This is a genomic window from Glaciimonas immobilis (genome assembly GCF_011947285.1).
Lineage (GTDB): Bacteria > Pseudomonadota > Gammaproteobacteria > Burkholderiales > Burkholderiaceae_D > Glaciimonas > Glaciimonas immobilis.
This window is the reverse complement of record NZ_JAAOZT010000012.1, coordinates 213,808-234,748: the sequence shown is the minus strand read 5'-3', so window position 1 is coordinate 234,748 and position 20,941 is coordinate 213,808. Positions and strand designations below refer to the sequence as shown.

Genomic DNA, 20,941 nt, shown 5'->3' with positions numbered 1-20,941 from the left:
GTCCAATGCATTCCGCGCTTTTTTGCACAAAGCAGGTTAGCTACACCGGTAACTGCTGACTCTGCAAGAATGCCATAGATTTTATTCTGTCGTTACCCCATCAAGTGGCAGACGCAATCTTACAGTCGTACCCAGACCAGATACGCCGCTGACGTGCAGGTGTGCCCCGAAATGGCGGGCGCGCTCATGCATGCCAAGTATGCCCCATGCCGCACCGTTCAGTAGTTGTCCCGTTTCAATACCATTGCCGTTATCCCTGATTTCGACCAAGATAATATTTTTGTAATGCAAGACAATAATAGTCATCTGCGACGCCTCCGCATGGCGCACTACGTTGGTTAGTGCTTCCTGCACTATCCGAAATAACATGATGCTGCGCTCGGCATCAAGTGCGACCATCGCTGCACGGTTGCTGATGGAAAATTTACATTGCAGTCCGGAGCGATCCTGAATTTGGCCTGCATACCACTCCAACGCCACCCAAATACCGAGGTCGTCCAGAACGCTTGGCCGCAGTTCGGCGATGACCCGGCGCACCGTTTCCATTGCTTCATCCGCCAGGCAGGTGGCATGAACCAGCAGCGGCTCGGGAGCGTGACCAGCACTGACGGCGCGCTCAATCGACACAGATACATACGCTTTAATACCGGTCAACATACTGCCCAGTTCATCGTGGATTTCACGGGCGATGCGCTTGCGCTCATCTTCCTTCGCTCTTGCCTGGTGTTCAACCAGGTTACGTAGCTCCGTCCGTGAATCATGCAGTGCTAACTCTGCGTCCTTGCGCTCGGTGATATCAGTAAGGGCCCCCACCATGCGTACCGGTCTTCCGGCTGCATCAAGCGCCGATTGTCCCCTGGACCTGACCCACCGCAAGTTACCAGAACGCGTGATGAGACGAAACTCTATTTCGTAAACCGAGTTAGCATGCAAAGCTTTTGCCATCTCTGTACGTACGTGGTCTCGATACTTTGGGTCAATAAATTGTGAAAAATAGTTTTCGGTGTGTACTGCTTCTTCACTTCCTAATTCTAATATTTCCATCAAACGAGGCGAGTAATAGGCACACTTACGCAAAATATCCCAGTCCCACAGCCCATCGCTGGTCCCACGCATGGCAAGCCAGAGACGCTCCTCATTGAATAAAAGCTCCTTCTGGAATTCATCGTTTTTTCTTAAAATGGAAATGGAAATAACGCAGCCACAGGTCATTAAAAGCGCTGCAATAATCAGTCTTACGAATAACAAAAGATGTTGGGTTTTACGAGAGGCGTCACCAACTTTAGCGGAGAATTCCTGCTCCAATGGATTCAGAAGGGTGTTGATGTGCATAATGCGCGCGAGACTGGAGCGCAAGAATTCTTCGTCATCATTACCGGACGTGATGCTGACATGAAGCCGTTTGGCCTCAAGATTGAGTGCATTGATGTAGCGATCACCTTCCGCCCAAATCGCGATTATCTCGCTGACGTAAGGGACCTTTCGAAAAATGCGAAAAAGAGAAATCATGCCGTCAATGTCGTCCGGATGGTTGCCCCCTGCAAGAAATCCTGAACGTGCCGCATCTAGGTTCCCATTCGGCTGTTCCAACGCTAACCTGGCATCTTGATTACCCAATGGCACTGCGATGGCCCCAAGAAATTTTCGATAGTCGCTCTCGTTATGTGATACGGCATATTGATTCAAAAATAACACCGCCTCTTTCTGGTTTTTTGAATACAGCCCCTCCCCACCTATATAAGCGCGTACTGATGACATGATGTTCGTACTGAGATATCCGCATCCAAGCATTAATGCCGTCGCCACCATTAATGGCCACAGCACTTTTATCCAGCGCCAGTTAATCCCCATCTTCAACATTCCTTTGTCGACACATAAATGAAGCGTGGAATTAAAGCCCGCCCGATATACCAAAGGTTCTTCGCTTGTCTGGCATTTGGCTATACGAATGCGTTAAGAAGCTTTCTATTCCACCCGGCTGTCACCGATCTCCAAGATGCGTAAAAGAAAAAGTCAGATGCAAGGGCCAGGGTGGTTGTGGCGTCTTGGTCTTGTTACCCCAATTTCATCGATTTAGTCAGTAGCTCAAGGGCGCCTACGTTTTCGACCGGCTTTAAGATATACGGTTAACAACGGCGAAAAAGTTAAAACTGTGACAATTATTGCACGATAACGGGCAAAACTGGCAGCAACCTGTTGATAAAGCGTCATGAAAATTTATTATCATTTGAGCAATATAGAAAATAACAGGCGAATGATCATCGAGGCACGAGTTTTAGATGCAAAAAAATTGTTTTTATGAATCTTATAGTTGATAATTGCAGGCATGAACGATACCCAAAACCTCCCCCCACTTCCTGATCGGCTCTCAGTCGATCCTCGTAGCCCTTACCATAATGCTGCCATCTTTGAACACCATGTTGGTATTAAACTTAACGATAAAGAACGCTTTGATGTTGAGGAATATTGCATCAGCGAGGGATGGATTAAAGTCGCGGCCGGCAAGGCGCTAGATCGTAATGGCAACCCCTTAATGACTAAAGTAAAAGGCACGGTTGAAGCTTTCTATCGGTAGGTGCTGTTCTTGGATTAGCATTTCTTAACATTCTTTGAATGTCTTTGGTGGCAGCCTACGACACATTACGGCCTACTAGTAACGAAAGGTGGAACCGCATCTGCTCCCTACTTTGAAAGTTGCCTGTATGCCCTTCATGGCTGCCAATGTGTTGGGCAACTTTATTTTCGGTGCACGCCTTTTGCGCACCGAATATTAAGGCTGGGCAATTCCAAAATAATTTAGCTGTCGAATCCGCTCTGGAACACTTTCCGCAGATGGGCGACAAATTCTGATACCGCGCGCGGGACATGCGAAGAGTAGGGTCGCAGCACATAGAGGTGGTTGGCGAACGCGCCGACGGGCAACCAATCGGGCATAATTTTTACCAGCTTTCCTGAACGCAGGCCTTGCTGGGCTGTGAAGTCCGGAAGTAGGGCAATCCCCAAATCGTCAAGCACCGCGTCCCGTAAGGATTCACTATTGTTTGCAGCGAATGACCCGCTAATCGGAACGGTTACGCGGTTTACGCTGGACTTGCAAGTGTCAATGCGTTCGAACGCCCATGCAGGCACTTCCTGCGCCCGTGGATAAAACAGGCAGTTGTGCCCGGTCAATTCTTCCGGAGAGAGTGGGGTACCTGCGCGTTTCAAGTATGCACGGGTTGCCACGATAACCGTCGCTGTATCGCATAATTTCCACGCAACATGGGTGTCTGGCGCGGTCGCGCTGTGACGGATTGCAAGATCAAAACCTTCCGTTGAAAGCGAACTCAGATGGTCAGATAGTTCTAGCTGTAGTCGCACTTCTGGGTGGGCGCGCAAAAATGGTGAAATGTGCGGAGTAAGTTGCTGTCGTGCAAAGGCGACTGGCGCTGTTACCCGCACAATTCCACGCGCAACGCCAGCCGAGTCTTTTGCACTGGAGAAGCTTCGGGCGATATGTTCGTACTGTGCCTGGGTTTCATCTACAAGCCGTTGCCCGGCCTCTGTCAGCCGCATACTGCGTGTGGTCCGCTGCACTAGCGAGACGCCCGCTGCACGCTCCAGTTCAGCAATGCGTTGGCTCACAGCCGCCTTGCTGACACCCAACCGCGTCGCGGCACCGGTATAGCTGCCTTGCTGGGCGAGTATCGTGAGCCAATGGAGATGTGTCCATAATGATTCGATGTTTTTAGATTCCATGCTCTCTATTGTTCACAAAGTAAAACAATCATTTCAGTGATTACGTCTTTACATGATGGAGGAAGGTTTCTAAACTTAGGTTTCCTTCATCAAATTCTCAAGGGTACATCATGCAAAGCTTTACTGACAAGGCGGCTGTCGGGCACTTCATTAATGGTCGCGTCGTGCCAAGCGAGAGCACGCGTACCCAGCCGGTGTACAACCCTGCTACCGGTGCTATCGCGCGAACGTTGCATCTCGGTGATGCGAGCGATGTAGACGCAGCGGTGGCTGGCGCGAAGCAGGCATTTCCTGCCTGGAGCAATACGCCGCCGATCCGTCGCGCCCGCGTAATGCTGCGGTTTCTCGAACTCATGAACAAACATCGCGACGAGCTGGCGGCCATCATCACCGCGGAACACGGTAAAGTCTTTAGCGATGCGCAGGGCGAAGTATCGCGCGGCATTGACGTCATTGAGTTTGCGTGTGGCATCCCGCAACTACTGAAAGGGGACTATACCGAGCAGGTTTCGACCGGAATTGATAACTGGACCATGCGTCAGGCATTGGGTGTCGTCGCAGGCATCACCCCGTTCAACTTCCCCTGCATGGTGCCTTGCTGGATGTTCCCGGTTGCGATCGCTGCCGGCAATGCGTTTATCTTAAAGCCTAGTGAGCGTGACCCCTCTGCGGCACTGTTTATGGCCCGATTGCTGAAAGAAGCAGGTTTGCCCGACGGCATCTTCAGCGTGGTGCAAGGGGATAAAGTAGTTGTCGATGCACTGCTGGAACATCCGGACGTCAAAGCGATCAGCTTTGTCGGTTCGACCCCGATCGCAAATTATATCTACGAGACCGGCGCCCGTAATGGCAAGCGGGTTCAGGCACTCGGCGGCGCAAAAAATCATATGGTCGTGATGCCTGATGCCGATATCGACCAGACGATTGATGCACTGGTTGGCGCAGGCTACGGCTCCGCTGGTGAGCGTTGCATGGCAATCTCGGTCGCCGTGCTGGTCGGGGACGTCGCCGACAAGATAATTCCGAAGCTGGCCGAGCGCGCACGCACATTGGTCATCAAGAACGGGATGGACGCGGACGCAGAAATGGGCCCGATTGTTACCCGGCAGGCGTTAGAACGAATCGAAGGCTATATCGCGCTCGGCGTCGAAGAGGGGGCCTCCCTGCTGGTTGACGGTCGTGGCATAAAGGTGCCGGGTCATGAAGAAGGTTTCTTTACCGGTGGGACGTTGTTTGACCACGTCACCCCGGAAATGCGAATTTACAAGGAAGAAATCTTTGGGCCGGTATTGGCCTGCGTACGCGTGAAAGACTTTACGGAAGCAATTGACCTGATCAATGCGCATGAGTTTGGCAATGGCGTTGCACTCTATACCCGCGATGGTCACGTAGCGCGTGAATTTGGTCGTCGGATCGAGGTCGGCATGGTTGGTATCAACGTACCGATCCCGGTACCGATGGCGTGGCACGGTTTTGGCGGCTGGAAGCGTAGCCTGTTTGGCGATACGCATGCGTATGGAGAAGAGGGTGTGCGCTTCTACACGCGCCAGAAGTCGATCATGCAGCGATGGCCAGAAAGCACCGAGAAGGGTGCCGAGTTCGCAATGCCGACTTCCAAGTAAGAGCCCTGCAAACATCAACGGCTTCGGTCGACGCGCCGTTATTTGGGGCGTCGCCGAATTGCTCGGTTGATGGACGTTTATAAAATCCGTAAATGTTTGCATTTCTGCTGCGCCAACGCGGCTGTTGCGCTAGCGTTGGCCGTAGGGAATGCAACTTCAGGACGCCCGATGGCGTCCGCGCCCAAGTGCAGGAAATAGCTAAAAAAGTCATCGCGCAATGAAAGCGCAATTCGTATTTTTGATTGAAGCCACAATTGCCAAGGCGTTGCAGAATGTCGAATATTGAATTGTGGGCGTTAAAACAACGACGACCCCAAAATCCCCGGTTTGACTGAAAAGTGTCTACTAAATCGGCGGAAGTCCCGTCTGATGATTTATGAAAATTTGGATCAAATCGAACAGCGTCCTATTCTTGTTGAATAACCACGTCGTAAAAACATTGACTGTATTCATCCAGCTTCTTTACATTCAAATGAACCGTATAGTTCAGGCCCATTTCATCATTAATTGCTCGGATAAAAGTATCAACTACGGGCCATGTGATGTGCTTATCTATGCCCATTGCCACAGCAATTTTATGATAACGGTCAATCCCACGAACAATCATTGCGATCTTGTCGGGTGTAAATTCTAGAATTTCAAACTGGTATTCCGGGTTCGCCGTAAACACTGCTGCGATGATAATTTTTGTAATTCCCTGCGCATTCTGTTCAATGTCGTGCTGTGCTAAATGACGTCGTGCTGTTGCTCTGCCGAGAGCATAAATTGTATTTTTAGAGATTTCATCAATTTTATCCGTTCCATATTTCAAGCCGACTTGTGTGAGCATATTGCCGTAAAAAGCAGAAGTAATATTAGAAAGACTTTGAATTAAATTGGTAATATTGTCTGGATAAAAATCCAATATCAACTGTTGACTATCCATGCTTGGGGAATAGACGTCGTTCTCACGAAAAACAGAGGATTGTACATATATTTCAGGTAAATTTTTTTGCTTGTTTGCACCCATGATTTTCACTTTCAGGAAAAAGTAATGTTCATATCAGCGTATGGATACTATTTTTACGCTACCAAATATTGATTCCGGTCTTAATCATTTCTAGTAGATGGATGCGCTGCGGATGCAGGAAAAAATGATCTCCGGGCATCTCGTGAAGAAAATAGCTGGCAGATGTCATGTCACGCCAGCCTGACATGTTCTGCTTAGTCACCATCATGTCGCTTTCCCCACAAAACGCGATGATGGGACAAGTTAACGGCGGATTTGCGGAGAATCGGTAACTTGCAGGGATAGAAAGATCAGCACGTAATGTCGGCAAGATCAGTTGTTGCAATTCTGCTGAGTTGGCCAGCCCTTCTGGTAGTCCGCCATAAGTTGATAACGCACGAAAAAACTGTGCATCAGGCAATGTATTAAGGCGATGGCTGTTAGGAGTGATATTCGGCGATTGACAGGCTCCGATCAAAAGACATTTCGGTTGACGAAGACCCTGCTGCTTGAGCGCATGTGCTAATTCGAATGCGACCAGCGCGCCCATGCTATGGCCGTAAAAGAAAAAATCACGGTCCAGAAGCGGCACAATGGCGGGCAATAATTGCGCCATCAGCGCATCCATTGACGTTACATGCGGTTCGTTGATTCTGCTTTCTCTTCCGGGCAGGCAGGCCGCGAATATTTCCAATGAAGGCAATAATTCCGGCCAATGTCGGTAAACAGAAGGGCCGCCACCAGCAAATGGAAATGTGAATAAACGCCCATTTGCTTGCGCATGATTTGACAAATGCGTGAACCAACAACCAGCTGTGCTGCTCATATATATTCCTTGAACATTAGCTATTCGAGAAAAAATGTGTATGGTGCGTGTATGGTGCGTGTATGGTATATGTCAAACGATAACGTGCCTCTTACAATATTATCGACGGGCATACACCAGGGCTTGCGTATCGTCAAAAGTGCAAACCTTCACCTCCTGCCATTCTTGTTTTTCCAACACACTGTGCCATGTTTTTTCGTTCAATAATGGGCCCTCGCGGCGCAATGCAGTATCAATGTAGCGCCACCAACCATCTGTAAGACCAAAAATCAAATCCAGCCACGGTTGTTGTGCAATACATTCCACCAGAAGTAGTGTGCCATGCGGCGTTAGCATGCTATGCAAGCGACCAAGGGAGGCGTGTAAGTCGGCGGTGCTGTGAACAACGTTGGCGGCGATAATAAAATCGAATTGCTGATGCGGTAACGACTGCTCCTCAATCTCGCGCTCAAGATCGAACACAGCGAATTCCATGAAAGAGCAACTCTCAAAGGTCTTACGTGCACGGTTAACAAAAGCAGGGGAAATATCGGTAAACAGGTAATGCTGTGCGGTGTTTTTTACCGATGCTACCTGTGGCAATAGTTTGTGGGTAGTCGTACCTGTTCCGGCGCCCACTTCCAAAATATGCAGGGGGCGATCAAATGCCATTCTGTTTTTCAGCACGTATTGAAATGTTTCAGCTAAAGCAGAATGTACGCCATCGGTTCCCGGTGCAGTCGCGTAAATTGCGGCAACTTCATCTATTCCATTTCCGGAAAACAAAACCTCTGCTCCGTTTTTATACCCGGTCAAAACATTCGCCAGTTGCCTGGCACACCTCAGTAATAAAGTCGCACAACTTGTTTTCGCAGAATCTAATGGCATGACAGTTTTATACGTTTCCAACGCCGTTTCCAGAGCAATAAGAGCCTTACTATGATTAGGTAGAGAAACGCTCTGAATAACGTCTTCGTTGATACGCATTATTCCTGCGTCGGCCAGATGCGTACACACGCGACGCCAGAGCTGAAGTCGTTCTGGTACCACGCCTAATTTCCTGGAAAATGCATCTACGCTCTCCGGAAGTACTACCGCTCCACTTTCACCGATTGATGTTAATGCGCATGTAAATGCGGCGACTGCAAACTGATTTAGCGCATTTTTTAATGGTTGCGAAGTAGTTGAATGGTTAACCTGAAATGGCTTAAATGGGGGGATCATGGACTGCCTGGACAAATTACTTTGACTGATCTCGGCAGTAAAAGACGCGTGATTTTGGTGATGAGGCTGACTGCCTATGCTCTGCATCAAGGATATCTGTGATTCAACCAAATGCCGGAAGGTGTCCAACTGATGTTTAAACAAGGCATGATATGGGAGATGCGCGTCAACCTCAGCTGTCACTGCTCCCGTCATTGCTGCTAACGCCTCTGTTCCGGTCTCCGAAACATTGATTGGTTCTTGTAATTTTTCTGGTTGTATCATTGATGGACGCGGGATGGCAGGGAGGGATGCAGTAATACTTTTTCCGCTTTTACCCATGAAGGAACAGAGCGCTTTTAACGTATTTTGTTCACTGAACAGTTGTTGCACCGTTAGCTTGATATCAAATTGCTTTTCGATGACTTGTGTCATTTCGATTAGTACTAAAGAGTCAGCACCAAGATCAAGAAAGCTAAGGGAAGTATCAAGAGAGTCTGGCGCAAGTTTTAGCATTTTTCCCAAAATAATTTTGAGTTCTTGCTCGGTATCGACGCGCGCTTCAGTATCGTGTGTAGCGGAATTATCTGAAAGTGGTTGACCCGCCAACTGACGATTGGTGACTATCGCGGCACCGGGTTCCTGATCCAACCAATACGATTGGAGCGAAAACGGATAGGAAGGCAACAGGTCTGGCGTCGATATTTCATTTTCATATATTGCTGGCCATTTGATGTTAAGGCCTAGCATATATAATTCAGAAAACGTCAATAGTGCATTCTCCCACTCACCCCGTCCTGCTGCCATTGCGACCGCTACGCCACGGTCTGGTGATACTTTGGAGAGAAATGGCTGTAGCGCCCGCCCTCCCAGTTCTATCATCACTGTATAGCCTTCAGCGAGTGCTTCATCGGTACACGCTCCAAATTTCACCGATGCCCGCATATGATGCATCCAATGTTTTGCATCACAGACCGCCACTCTGGAACCTTCTGCATTTCCAAAGAGAGGGATACGCGGTGGCTGGCTGATAATAGCGACCGCTTTTTGTGCTAATTGCGAAGCGGCCTCAGTCATATGCGAAGAATGAAAAGCCTTAGCAACAGGTAACGGTATCACCATCATATTCTGGCTCTGACATAGCCTGGAGAATTGCTCAAGTGTTGCTACTGTACCGGCGACAGTAACGTCTTCGGACGAGTTGATAGCGGCAAGTTCGACATCCAGACTGTGGTGCGCTATGAGTGTCTGCACTCTATCTAACGAAGCGCGTACTGCCAGCATGCCGCCATCTGGTGCAGCATTCATGGCTTGCCCCCGTATATGTATCAGATATAGCGTGTCGTCCAGACTAAGTGCCCCGGCAACATGGGCCGCCACATATTCACCGAGGCTGTGGCCAAATACACAATCGGGAGTCAGTCCGCACTCAGTTAACCAAGTTGCAAGTGCCAGTTCGCAAACAGCAATCATCAATTGCGCATCGGAGGTATGCGCAATCCGCGCTTTGACCACATCTATCGCTAATGAACCATCGAAAAGATCGCGTACCGATGCCCCGCAGCGCGACTTCAGAAGATCGTCACATTGGTCGACTTTATTTCGAAAAATTGGTACTTTTTCGTACCATTGCCTTCCCATGTCAACTTGTTGTACGCCTTGTCCACTAAAGACAAAAGCAATGCGTGGTGGCCTATGCACTGGCACAGCTTTGTATGTACCAACTTTGGCGAGCAAGCGTTCAATCATGTCATCGGCATTCTTACCAACGACAGCTAACCGATACGGTAATGCAGAACGATAATGTGCAGAAGCGACCGTAAAACCCTGCCATTGTTCCGGTGCAGATTTGAGATGTTTAGCACAGAGAGTAAGTAAATCGTTAAGACTCTCAGCTGAAGCGGCAGCCAGGGGCAGAATACGAGGTCCTTCAGCAAATACTGAGGCCTCAGGATTATTAGCCCGTTTAAGAATGACATGGGCATTCGTGCCACCAAAACCCATTGACGTCATACCACCATATTCCATCACCACCGGCTCTGAAGAGTCGGATGCGAATTTCAGCCCCTTTGCTTTTGGAAAAGTAGGATTGAGAACAGTAAATCCTGCCAGTGGCGGGGCCGATTGCTCACGCAGACACAGGATAACCTTGATCAAACTCGCGAGGCCAGCTGTCGCTTCAAGATGACCGATATTGGCCTTCACAGCACCAATCTGACAGGGGGTGTCTCGTTGACTTCCGTAAATGTCTGCAAGGGCACTATACTCAATCGCATCCCCAAGCACGGTTCCTGTACCATGCGCCTCGACATAATTAACTGCGGTGGCAAGAATGCCAGCATCCTTTAAGGCAGCACGCATGACTTCACGTTGCGCTTCACCGTTAGGTGCTGTTAAACCAAAACTACGACCATCCTGATTGATTGCCGTTCCTGCAATCCAGGCGAGTACGCGATCCTGGCGGGTCCGAGCAATATCTGCACGCGTAAGAATAACCGCAGCAACACCTTCACTGCGCACATAACCATCGGCAGCAGTATCAAAACTATGGCACATGCCAGTAGGAGATAACATTCCTGCTCTTTTAAACAGACTGCTAAAAAGCGGACTAAGTATGAGGTTTACTCCGGCCACGACTGCCGTGTCGCAATCTCCGCGTTCAAGACTTTGTACAGCTTGATGTATCGCAACGAGTGAAGATGAGCAAGCGGTGTCGATGACTAAACTCGGACCCCTCAGATTAAAGCAATAAGATATCCTGCTTGCTGCAATACTAGTTGCCAGCCCTGCACCCGCATGCCCATCAAGTGAGATGCCTTCACGTGAGCATAATGTTGCATAGTCAGTCGCACACAACGCTACGAAAACGCCGGTACGGGAACCATCTAACATATCACGGGTTAATCCTGCATGTTCCATTGCATGCCAGGTCGTCTGCAACAACAGGCGCTGTTGCGGATCCATTTGCTCGGCTTCACGCGGAGATATATTGAAAAAAGCCGGGTCAAATTTATCGATGTCGTTTAGATAGCCGCAATACATGTCCTCAGGGTCACAGCCTAAGCGACGCAAAAGCGCTTGACGCTCAAGTGGCATTTTCCCTACCGAACATGCACCTGATTTAATCAGCGACCAGAACGTCGCAAGATCAGCCGCACCAGGAACACGACAGGACATACCGATGATGGCAATGCTGTCGGGTAACGTATCTGATGCTTGCAAAGTCGCAGAAGTTTTAGTCTGTGATGTATTGGTGATGCGTTGTGCAATATGTTCAGCCAGTGCTTTGACTGTTGGATAGTCATAAGCGGTACTTGGTGACAGATCAGACAGACCGAATTGCTTTGCCATTTCACCGCTTAGCATAACCACGGTGATCGAATCAAGTCCATAGTCACTCAACGGTATGTTGCCTTGTATCGCTGATATATCTAGCCCACTAGTTTTAGCTATCCACAGTACTAGCCATTTATAAATATGCTGTTCATCTGGATGAACAGCAGGGGCGGCGATCAGAGCGTGCGTGGGTATACAGATATCTTGCTCGGGAAACTGCAGCATGCCTGCCAATTCTGGTAGAACCCACTGCAATTTGACAGAAAGCTGTCGGTCAAGAAACTGTCGCCGTGCCCTGGCTCTCTGAACTTTGCCGCTTGTCGTTCTTGGCAACGTACCTAATGCGATTAAGGTGATTGCTTCCAGTTGTAACCCGCAGTTTTCTGCGGCGACTCTACGCAGTGCATTCAATATTTCACTAGTATTATCACCGAGCTTAAAGTGACGAGATACTTCAATAACTGCTGCAACGGCCTCTCGATTATCAGTCTGAATCGAGAATACGATGACTGAACCCTGCCGAATCTCTGGATGCGCCGATTCCAAGGCGCATTCGATATCTTGTGGGTAATGGCATTGACCTCTGATAATGACAATATCCTTCATTCGTCCCGTGACGAATAGCTGCCCATCACGTATAAATCCAAGGTCACCGGTTCGCATATAGCTTCGGTGCTCAGGCTCCTGTGCGATATTCCATGCAAAAATTTCTGCTGTTTTTTCTGCTTGTTCCCAATAGCCAGCAGCCACGGCGCGGTTATCAACCCAAATTTCACCGACGGTATCAGGTGCGCTGATCGTAAGGTGCTGCGGATCCACAATAGACAATACAGTATCGGCTAATGCCGATCCTGAGCTACAGAGTGCAATGGCATCGGATGCATGCTGTTCGCTATATACAATTTCACCGCTGGATAGTGCCGGACCGTTAACATATATAACTTGTGGAATACGGCGATCATGACGCAAAGAGGAAACGCTACCGTTATGGGTCGCCGTCACAATACAACTTGCTTCGGCAAGCCCCCAACAAGGATTGAATACGCATCTATCGAAACCAACCGCGGCAAAACGTTCGGCAAAGTCATTCATCGTCTTGGCCCGTACGGGTTCGCCACCGTTGAGTGCACTGCTCCAGCAAGACAAGTCAAGCATCGCAAGTTGCGCGTCAGTTACGCTCTTGCGGGCACTGTCATAGGCGAAGTTAGGTGCAGCTGTGTGGGTGATACGGAAGTGGCTGATTGCTTGAATCCAACGCCCGGGCTGTTGGGCAAAAATCGGACCCGGCATAATATAGCAGGACGCGTCTACATAAACAGGCGTAAGCAGGCCATATATCAGCCCAAGATCATGAAAAGGTGGGAGCCAGGTAAGTACTCTTGCAGCAGAGCCATGTACCATGCCTTGCTCGAAGTAATGCATATTACTCAGCAAGTTTTCATGGGTCAGCATCACACCTTTAGGCAGAGAAGTTGAGCCAGATGTGTATTGGAGCATGGCGACGTTATCGGGCGTACTAATCACAGCGAAATCTATTTCATCGATGTCAATATCCTCAACCGCTAACCATATGAAATTTGACAGTATCTGCTCTTCAAGCTTGAGGAGCTGCACCGCTTTTTTTATTTCACGCGTGGTTAATATGATTTGAGGTGCCGCTGAATCAATGATGTCTTTGATTTTTGCTAATGTCTCCTGTAAATGTGAAATACGTGGTGGAGGGAGAGGAACGGCAATTCGACCGGCGCAGAGACATCCCCAAAACGCATAAAGAAACCCCGGGCACTGGGGAAATAATAGTGCGATTCGGCTACCTGGCTCGCTATTTTTCATCAGGTATGCACTTACAGAAAAAGCGCGCTTTTTCAATGCATCATAAGTGATCGTGGTTTCAATCTGATCAGCATTGCGCAAGAAAGAATAAATGACCTTGCTAGGCAGAGACGACGCACGATACTGCAATAACGCTGGGAGATTTTGAAAATCATATATATTCTGCTCAGATATCATATGCATGTCCAATTTAAATTCAGTGAAAACAGAGCTTCTTGCAAATTATCCAGAGCAATAAACGAACGCATATCACCATCAACCGATCCGAGCTGTTTGTGTTTGAATGCGGCGAGATTTCACATGAAATTTTTCTGCATTATGGTTTTATGGTTGTTTCAACTTCTACGTAATCATCACTTTTCCAATCAACAGCTTCTGCGTGATTGGCATATTCTTTTTTCTTTACACGCTCCATTTCAAATTCAAAAAGAAACGTTCTATGACAGCGTTATTCCAGTAATTTGCGCGACGACTCATACTGCAGATAATGCCGTGTTAAACCAACAAAGTTTGATACTTAGCACTGGCATAGTGGATGCCACGATTTGAGTGAAAAACCACTCCTGAAGCGAGTTGACGCAACTGTATAGCCATCAATAATGCTTTAGAAATTAAATTCGTTTGCATGGCGAAAGCGCATGTCGAGCCGACGATTTTGCGTGAATATAAGTCCAACACCGGTGCCAAATATAACCAACCTTGCTTGGTCCAAACATAGGTAATATCGGACACCCACGCCACGTCAGCTTGCGCAATCCCAAACTAACGAGTAAAAAATATTTTCTGCTACTGGCATGTGATGTTTGCTATCAGTTATGTAAATAAATTTGCGCTTCCATACTGGTCGCAGTTGACTTTGACGCATTAAGCTTTTCACCCGATAACGTCCTATTTTTATCCCTTGCGCAGCTAATGCGTGACATATCCGAGACTGCCGTAAGTGCGGCCAGTGGCAGAGAGCACCGCCTTCACTTGCGTCATTGGCATCACATTAACCAAGTTAACAGCTCGGTGTTGATAATAATCAGCACGACGGACTATCACACCCCGCAGCACTGCACTAACGTAAAAGCTTCTTTGCTATCTTGTTGATGAATTGATAATTTATTTCGTTTCTCGGGCACAGAAGGCTGGCGTTTTTTTAATAAATCATTGTTGAGCTGGCCGTTTTTATTAGACCACGACACGTAAAAATAGGATCCTGACAGAAGCTGCTGCGTTGCTGGTGATGCAAAAAAACGCCCGCCCTGTGGGAGGAGGGCGAGGACGAATGATTTCGCTGGAAGAACGCGCGCAGATCATTGCCCGATCCGGATTGTGTGTCCTGCCGGTACGCGCTTGTACAGGGATTGTGACGTGGCATATTTCGGTCAATGACTGATGTCCGACCATGCGATTCATGACTCCCAATACCGGAGAGCAAAAATCATCAACGCAACGCCATCCGCGAAGGGGGACTTTCAATCTAACCTTTAAGTGGGGTGAAAATGGCCCTACGACGTGCTGATCGAATATCTACACTTAACCTGCGGCATAGGTCCCCTTCTGAAAATGTTGATTGTTTCCGAACAAGTTCCGGAGCACACTCCAAAAAAACTATTGTTTCGCTCGCCCGTGAGCCACTTTAACTAAAATTAGGAACTCGTTCGATGTCTACCAAGCTTGATGCGTACCAGGAAATACGTGATGCCGTACGTGCTTTATGCGCGGAATTTCCTGCCGACTACTTTCGTAAGATAGATGAAGAGCGCGGCTACCCAGAGGCTTTTGTGAATGCCTTGACCAAAGCTGGCTGGCTGGCCGCCCTGATTCCGGAAGAGTATGGCGGCTCCGGTCTGGGCCTGACGGAAGCCTCCGTCATCATGGAGGAGATTAATCGATGTGGTGGTAATTCTGGCGCTTGTCACGGTCAGATGTACAACATGGGAACCTTGTTACGCCATGGTTCACAACAGCAAAAAGATTATTATTTACCAAAAATTGCCAGTGGCGAATTGCGTCTGCAGTCGATGGCAGTGACCGAACCCTCGACCGGAACCGATACCACCAAGCTCAAAACTACCGCAGTAAAAAAAGGAAATAAATATATTATCAACGGCCAGAAGGTCTGGATTTCACGCGTCCAGCATTCCGATCTGATGATTTTGCTGGCACGGACCACGCCATTAGCGGACGTGAAGAAAAAGTCCGAAGGTATGTCCATTTTTGTGGTCGATTTGCGCGATGCGATCGGCAACGGCCTCACGGTGCAGCCGATCCTGAACATGGTGAACCATGAGACCAATGAATTATTTTTCGATAATCTGGAAATTCCAGAAGAAAATTTGATTGGCGAAGAGGGTAAGGGTTTCCGCTACATCCTTGATGGCCTCAACGCCGAGCGTGCGCTGATTGCTGCGGAGTGCATTGGCGATGGTTACTGGTTTATCGATAAAGTCACCAAATACGTCAATGAGCGCATCGTTTTTGGTCGTCCCATCGGTCAGAATCAGGGCGTTCAGTTTCCAATTGCCAAAGCCTACATCAATCTCGAAGCAGCCAATTTGATGCGTTTGAAAGCCTGCGAGCTATTCGATGCCCATCTGCCATGCGGCACGGAAGCCAATATGGCAAAAATGTTGGCCGCCGACGCCTCGTGGGAAGCCGCCAATGCATGCCTGCAATTTCATGGCGGGTTCGGTTTTGCGTGTGAATACGATGTTGAGCGTAAATTCCGTGAAACCCGTTTATATCAGGTTGCGCCCATTTCCACCAATCTGATTCTCTCGTACGTCGCTGAGCATGTGCTCGGTTTGCCGCGTTCATTTTAAGTGGAGAGCCGTATGCGTCCCCTAGATGGTATTACTGTTATCACGCTTGAACACGCCATAGCAGCGCCGTTCTGTACGCGTCAACTGGCTGATCTTGGTGCCCGTGTTATCAAGATTGAGCGGCCCGGTGTTGGCGATTTTGCCCGTGCGTATGATGAGCGCGTGCGCGGTCTGGCATCGCATTTCGTCTGGACCAATCGCTCCAAGGAAAGTCTGACACTGGACGTCAAGCACGCTGAGTCAGACCCTATTCTTATGCAGTTACTGGAAACCGCCGATGTGCTGGTACAGAATCTGGCACCAGGTGCGGCTGCACGGTTAGGGCTGTCGTATGCTGCCTTGCACGAAAAATTTCCCCGCCTGATCGTTTGTGATATTTCTGGCTATGGCGTGGATGGACCATATCGTGACAAGAAAGCTTACGACCTCTTAATTCAAAGCGAGTCTGGTTTTCTGTCTGTGACAGGTTCGCCCGATGAGGCTGCCAAGGCCGGATGTTCCATCGCCGACATTGCAGCGGGCACATACGCCTACTCCAATATTCTGGCGGCATTGATTCAGCGGGGCCGGACGGGTCTGGGATGCAATATCGATGTGTCGATGCTGGAAAGCATGGTCGAATGGATGAGCTATCCGCTGTACTACGCGTTCGACGGTGCCGAGCCGCCACCGCGCGCCGGTGCCTCTCATGCGACGATTTATCCCTACGGTCCATTCACAACCGGCGATGGCAAAACGGTCATGCTCGGCCTGCAGAATGAACGCGAATGGGGACTATTTTGCGATAAAGTATTGTTGCAGCCTAATCTCACAACAGATCCGCTCTTCTCGTCCAATTCACGGCGAACCGCGAACCGCGAGGCACTGCGCGCCATTATTCTGGATGTATTTGCGCCATTGACCGCGGAGCAGGTAATTGTTCGCCTTGACGCCGCCAACATCGCCAATGCACACATGAACGACATGCACGATTTGTGGGAACACCCGCAACTCAAGGCCCGTGCGCGCTGGGTTAATGTGGACACGCCTGCCGGAAAAGTTCCTGCGCTGTTACCTCCAGGCGTTCCAAATACCTATACGCCACGCATGGATGCGGTACCCGCGCTGGGAGAGCATACCGATGCAATCCTGGCGGAGCTTGGTTATGATGCCGCCGCCATCGCCGGTCTGCGTACGCAACAGGCTATTTGATCAGTTATATAAACAAGCCACTTGATTTCCTATCCCGGAGAGCCGTAATTTATGAACGATCATCCGAGTAAAGCACTCGCTAGTTTCGCCGCGAACTTGCAGTTCGACAGTATCCCTGAGCCAGTCCTTCTGCGCGCCGCAGATTTATTCGTCGACTGGTTCGGCTCTGCGCTTGCTGGCAAGGGGGCTAGGGCAGTCGAAACGATAGACTGGTTTGCCCAACAAATGGGCCCCGCCACCGGCACGTCTGAAGTATTGATCTCGCGCCGCCAGACCAGCCCCTTGTTTGCCGCAATGGTCAATGCGGCCTCATCGCATTTCGCTGAGCAGGATGATGTACACAACGGCTCGGTGTTTCACCCTGCTACTGTAGTTTTCCCAGCGGTATTGGCCGTTGCGCAATCTATAGGGTGTTCCGGGCGCGATATATTGACTGCGGTCGTTGCCGGTTATGAAGTGGGGATTCGGATAGGCGAATTTTTAGGCCGTTCGCATTACAAGGTATTTCATACGACTGGCACGGCAGGTACCGTCGCTGCTGCTGCGGCGGTCGGAAGATTATTACAGCTGTCCCCCGATCAAATGCTGCATGCATTCGGTTCAGCCGGAACGCAAGCGGCAGGATTATGGGAGTTTTTACGCGATGCCGCAGATTCGAAGCAATTGCACGCAGCCAAAGCTGCATCCGATGGATTGATGGCAGCTTACCTGGCGCAGCAAGGTTTCACCGGCGCTCAGCACATTCTGGAAGGGCCGCAAGGAATGGCGGCCGGAATGTCGTCGGATGCTGACCCTGATAAGCTGGTTGACCGCCTTGGTGAACGTTGGACCCTTGCAGAAACTTCCTTCAAATTTCACTCCTCTTGCCGCCATACCCATCCGGCAGCAGACGCCTTGCTTGAGGTGATAAAAAAACATAATCTTGATCCCGAGGAGATTGCCCGCGTAACTACGTACGTTCATCAAGGTGCTATCGATGTATTAGGTCCTGTGGTCAATCCACAAACGGTACATCAGGCTAAATTTTCGATGGGAATAGTGTTGGGATTAATTGCCCAATTTCGTGTTGCTGGCTTAAGCGAGTTTGAAGGCTATTTTAATGACTCCCGCGTCGTAGCATTTAGCAAAAAAGTGCAGATGGTATTGGACGCCGAAGTCGATAGCGCCTATCCAGCGCGTTGGATCGGTAAAGTTACGGTAGAGACCACCGACGGCCGACTATTATCGGGGCGTGTGGATGAACCAAAAGGCGATCCCGGTAACACTCTCTCGCGTGTGGAACTGGAGCAGAAGGCGTTACGGCTGGCGGCTTTTAGTAACGCAGCTACGCCATCGGAAATGCAGGCGATATTTGAAAAAATATGGCATCTTGCGGAGTGCAACAAAATTGCCTCTTTCTTAGCGATATCTTCAGTTTAAAACCCATGATTTTTTCTATTCCGCGATCATATATTTTTGTGCCCGGCAATCGCCCTGATCGCTTTGACAAAGCATGTCAGGCTGGAGCCGACGTTACCATTATCGATCTGGAAGACGCCGTTCCCTATGCGGAGAAAGCTGTGGCAAGGGCTGCGATTATTGCGTGGTTAACGGCCGACAAATCAGTGCTCATTCGTATCAATAGCGCCGATTCTGTTTGGTTCCACGATGATTTAGCGCTCTGTAGATTGCCTGGGGTGGCGGGCGTTGTATTACCCAAGGCGGAACATGTCGACGATATTGCGATGGTTGCCGATGCGGGTGCGCAAATGATTTTGCCGCTAATTGAAAGCGCACAGGGGTTCTGGAACGTGCATGCAATTGCGCATGCACCCGGGGTGCAGCGGTTACTATTTGGTTCGATTGATTTTCAGCTGGATCTGGGGATCGAGGGGGATAATGAAGAACTGTTGTATTTTCGTTCGCAGCTGGTTCTGGTATCGCGCATCGCCGGACTTGCAGCTCCCGTCGATGGCGTCAGCACTGCAATCGATGCCCCTGAAAGCGTGGAGGCAGATACGGTGCGTGCCCGGCGTCTTGGGTTTGGCGCCAAGCTTTGTATACACCCGAAGCAGATAGCGCCGATCCATGCAGGATTTTTACCTAATCCAGAAGAACTCGCCTGGGCTCAACGTGTACTGGAGGCAGCCGCTTTAGCTGACGGTGCTGCAGTCGCGTTAGATGGAAAAATGATCGACCGACCAGTCATACTTAAAGCAGAGAAGATTTTGAACGCGTCGGCGACCTGATCTTTTCTCGGTTTAGTTTTTTACGTAGGTTTCATCTTGCTATTTGATGGGTATTTGTTTAAAATTTTTTTTTAAAAAATATTGAAGGCCATTTTAAAGAGCCTACATTTTCGTTCATCCGGAGACATTCATGAAAACTAAAACGCTGTTTTTGGCGCTCGTCGCTGCTGCGAGCTTTTGCACAATTTCGTTCGCGCAAAGTTCCCCTCAGCGCGCAGCACAACCTCCTATCATCATCAAGTTTAGCCACGTGGTTGCGCAGGATACGCCGAAGGGAAAAGGTGCCTTGCGCTTTAAAGAGTTAGCCGAAAAGGCCACCAACGGGCGTGTAAAGGTAGAAATTTATCCGAATAGCCAGCTTTATAAGGATAAAGAAGAACTGGAAGCGCTGCAAATGGGAGCGGTCCAGATGTTAGCGCCGTCGCTATCGAAATTCGGACCGTTAGGGGTCAAGGAGTTCGAAGTATTCGATCTGCCGTATATCTTTCCAAGTAGCGCCGTGCTGAAGCGCGTGACCGATGGTCCTATCGGTAAGGATCTGTTTAAGAAACTGGAACCCAAAGGTATCACCGGACTAGCCTATTGGGACAACGGTTTTAAGGTAATGACGGCCAGCAAACTGCTTAAAACACCAGCGGATTTTAAAGGGGTAAAAATACGTATTCAATCATCTAAGGTATTGGATGCACAAATGCGGGCGCTAGGTGCCAACCCGCAGGTCCTTCCATTTTCCGAGGTCTATCAAGCCATGCAGACCGGCGTGGTGGATGGTGGTGAGAACACCCCATCCAATGTTTACACCCAAAAAATGTACGAAGTACAAAAATATCTTACCGTATCCAACCATGGATATATTGGATATGCGGTAGTCGTCAACAAGAAATTTTGGGATGGCCTGCCTGCCGATATCCGGGGGCTGCTGGAAACAGCCATGAAAGACGCAACCAAGTACGCCAATACGATTGCCCAGGAAGAGAATGACAATGCGCTGGAAGCGATCCGAAAATCAGGCAAAACTACCATCTACACACTGACCGATGCTGAAAAAACCGAATGGCGTAAAGCGCTATTCCCGGTTCAGAAGCAGATGGAAGGTCGTATCGGAAAAGAGTTGATTGCGTCAGTGAATAAAGAATCCGCGACGCTGGGCTTTAAATAACGCACTCAACAATAATCTCGTCGCGACA

Annotated in this window: 14 protein-coding genes; 7 read left to right on the top strand and 7 right to left on the bottom strand. The window is 49.3% G+C overall.

All coding sequences use genetic code 11. The features are described from left to right. Nucleotides 1-81 precede the first annotated feature (81 nt). On the bottom strand, nt 82-1,851 hold the full coding sequence (locus HAV38_RS18170; RefSeq protein ID WP_168056791.1) for a PAS domain-containing sensor histidine kinase: 1,770 nt from the start codon (nt 1,849-1,851) through the stop codon (nt 82-84). Between the two features lie 475 nt (nt 1,852-2,326). Between HAV38_RS18170 and HAV38_RS18165 the strand changes: the two genes are divergently transcribed. After that, complete coding sequence (locus HAV38_RS18165) at nt 2,327-2,575, top strand: DUF3297 family protein (protein ID WP_168056790.1); 249 nt, start codon at nt 2,327-2,329, stop codon at nt 2,573-2,575. Nucleotides 2,576-2,796: 221 nt separating this feature from the next. Here the strand turns inward: HAV38_RS18165 and HAV38_RS18160 are convergent, their stop codons facing one another. After that, nucleotides 2,797-3,738 (bottom strand): LysR family transcriptional regulator, encoded by a 942-nt coding sequence (locus tag HAV38_RS18160; protein WP_168056789.1) that lies wholly within the window; start codon nt 3,736-3,738, stop codon nt 2,797-2,799. 110 nt (nt 3,739-3,848) lie between these two features. Here HAV38_RS18160 and HAV38_RS18155 point away from each other — a divergent pair, with 110 nt between their 5' ends. After that, a complete protein-coding gene (locus HAV38_RS18155; protein ID WP_168056788.1) occupies nt 3,849-5,360 on the top strand; it encodes a CoA-acylating methylmalonate-semialdehyde dehydrogenase in 1,512 nt (503 codons plus the stop codon). A gap of 406 nt (nt 5,361-5,766) precedes the next feature. Here HAV38_RS18155 and HAV38_RS18150 read toward each other — a convergent pair whose 3' ends face one another. The 5 genes from HAV38_RS18150 to HAV38_RS22335 form a co-directional block, all read right to left on the bottom strand. Beyond that, nucleotides 5,767-6,369 carry a hypothetical protein gene (locus tag HAV38_RS18150; RefSeq protein WP_168056787.1) on the bottom strand — a complete coding sequence of 201 codons (603 nt, stop codon included), beginning with the start codon at nt 6,367-6,369 and terminating at the stop codon, nt 5,767-5,769. Nucleotides 6,370-6,427: 58 nt separating this feature from the next. After that, on the bottom strand, nt 6,428-7,174 hold the full coding sequence (locus tag HAV38_RS18145; RefSeq protein WP_168056786.1) for a thioesterase II family protein: 747 nt from the start codon (nt 7,172-7,174) through the stop codon (nt 6,428-6,430). Between the two features lie 99 nt (nt 7,175-7,273). After that, nucleotides 7,274-13,702 carry a type I polyketide synthase gene (locus tag HAV38_RS18140; protein WP_168056785.1) on the bottom strand — a complete coding sequence of 2,143 codons (6,429 nt, stop codon included), beginning with the start codon at nt 13,700-13,702 and terminating at the stop codon, nt 7,274-7,276. Nucleotides 13,703-14,020: 318 nt separating this feature from the next. Further along, on the bottom strand, nt 14,021-14,257 hold the full coding sequence (locus HAV38_RS22340; protein WP_168056784.1) for a DDE-type integrase/transposase/recombinase: 237 nt from the start codon (nt 14,255-14,257) through the stop codon (nt 14,021-14,023). A gap of 10 nt (nt 14,258-14,267) precedes the next feature. Further along, a complete protein-coding gene (locus tag HAV38_RS22335) occupies nt 14,268-14,450 on the bottom strand; it encodes a transposase (protein WP_168056955.1) in 183 nt (60 codons plus the stop codon). 724 nt (nt 14,451-15,174) lie between these two features. Here HAV38_RS22335 and HAV38_RS18125 point away from each other — a divergent pair. From HAV38_RS18125 to HAV38_RS18105, 5 genes are all read left to right on the top strand, one after another. Then, nucleotides 15,175-16,335 (top strand): acyl-CoA dehydrogenase family protein, encoded by a 1,161-nt coding sequence (locus HAV38_RS18125; protein WP_168056783.1) that lies wholly within the window; start codon nt 15,175-15,177, stop codon nt 16,333-16,335. A gap of 12 nt (nt 16,336-16,347) precedes the next feature. Further along, entirely contained in the window at nt 16,348-17,526 is a 1,179-nt protein-coding gene (locus HAV38_RS18120; RefSeq protein ID WP_168056782.1) for a CaiB/BaiF CoA transferase family protein, read from the top strand. Between the two features lie 51 nt (nt 17,527-17,577). Further along, the gene (locus HAV38_RS18115) at nt 17,578-18,945 is read left to right on the top strand and encodes an MmgE/PrpD family protein (RefSeq protein ID WP_168056781.1); all 1,368 of its coding nucleotides are present in this window, start codon (nt 17,578-17,580) and stop codon (nt 18,943-18,945) included. Nucleotides 18,946-18,950: 5 nt separating this feature from the next. Then, nucleotides 18,951-19,754, top strand: a complete 804-nt coding sequence (locus HAV38_RS18110; protein ID WP_168056780.1) for an HpcH/HpaI aldolase/citrate lyase family protein — start codon at nt 18,951-18,953, stop codon at nt 19,752-19,754. A 130-nt stretch (nt 19,755-19,884) separates the two neighbouring features. Continuing rightward, nucleotides 19,885-20,913: a TRAP transporter substrate-binding protein gene (locus tag HAV38_RS18105; protein ID WP_168056779.1), complete on the top strand. Its 1,029-nt coding sequence runs from the start codon at nt 19,885-19,887 to the stop codon at nt 20,911-20,913. The last annotated feature ends 28 nt before the right edge of the window (nt 20,914-20,941 follow it).

Excerpts from the sequence above, each read along its gene's own strand:
- HAV38_RS18105 (WP_168056779.1), top strand. The coding sequence starts at position 19,885 with ATGAAAACTAAAACGCTGTTTTTGGCGCTCGTCGCTGCTGCGAGCTTT.
- HAV38_RS18140 (WP_168056785.1), bottom strand. The coding sequence starts at position 13,702 with ATGATATCTGAGCAGAATATATATGATTTTCAAAATCTCCCAGCGTTA.
- HAV38_RS18155 (WP_168056788.1), top strand. The coding sequence starts at position 3,849 with ATGCAAAGCTTTACTGACAAGGCGGCTGTCGGGCACTTCATTAATGGT.
- HAV38_RS18170 (WP_168056791.1), bottom strand. The coding sequence starts at position 1,851 with ATGGGGATTAACTGGCGCTGGATAAAAGTGCTGTGGCCATTAATGGTG.
- HAV38_RS18115 (WP_168056781.1), top strand. The coding sequence starts at position 17,578 with ATGAACGATCATCCGAGTAAAGCACTCGCTAGTTTCGCCGCGAACTTG.
- HAV38_RS18110 (WP_168056780.1), top strand. The coding sequence starts at position 18,951 with ATGATTTTTTCTATTCCGCGATCATATATTTTTGTGCCCGGCAATCGC.
- HAV38_RS18160 (WP_168056789.1), bottom strand. The coding sequence starts at position 3,738 with ATGGAATCTAAAAACATCGAATCATTATGGACACATCTCCATTGGCTC.
- HAV38_RS18165 (WP_168056790.1), top strand. The coding sequence starts at position 2,327 with ATGAACGATACCCAAAACCTCCCCCCACTTCCTGATCGGCTCTCAGTC.
- HAV38_RS18125 (WP_168056783.1), top strand. The coding sequence starts at position 15,175 with ATGTCTACCAAGCTTGATGCGTACCAGGAAATACGTGATGCCGTACGT.
- HAV38_RS18145 (WP_168056786.1), bottom strand. The coding sequence starts at position 7,174 with ATGAGCAGCACAGCTGGTTGTTGGTTCACGCATTTGTCAAATCATGCG.
- HAV38_RS18120 (WP_168056782.1), top strand. The coding sequence starts at position 16,348 with ATGCGTCCCCTAGATGGTATTACTGTTATCACGCTTGAACACGCCATA.
- HAV38_RS18150 (WP_168056787.1), bottom strand. The coding sequence starts at position 6,369 with ATGGGTGCAAACAAGCAAAAAAATTTACCTGAAATATATGTACAATCC.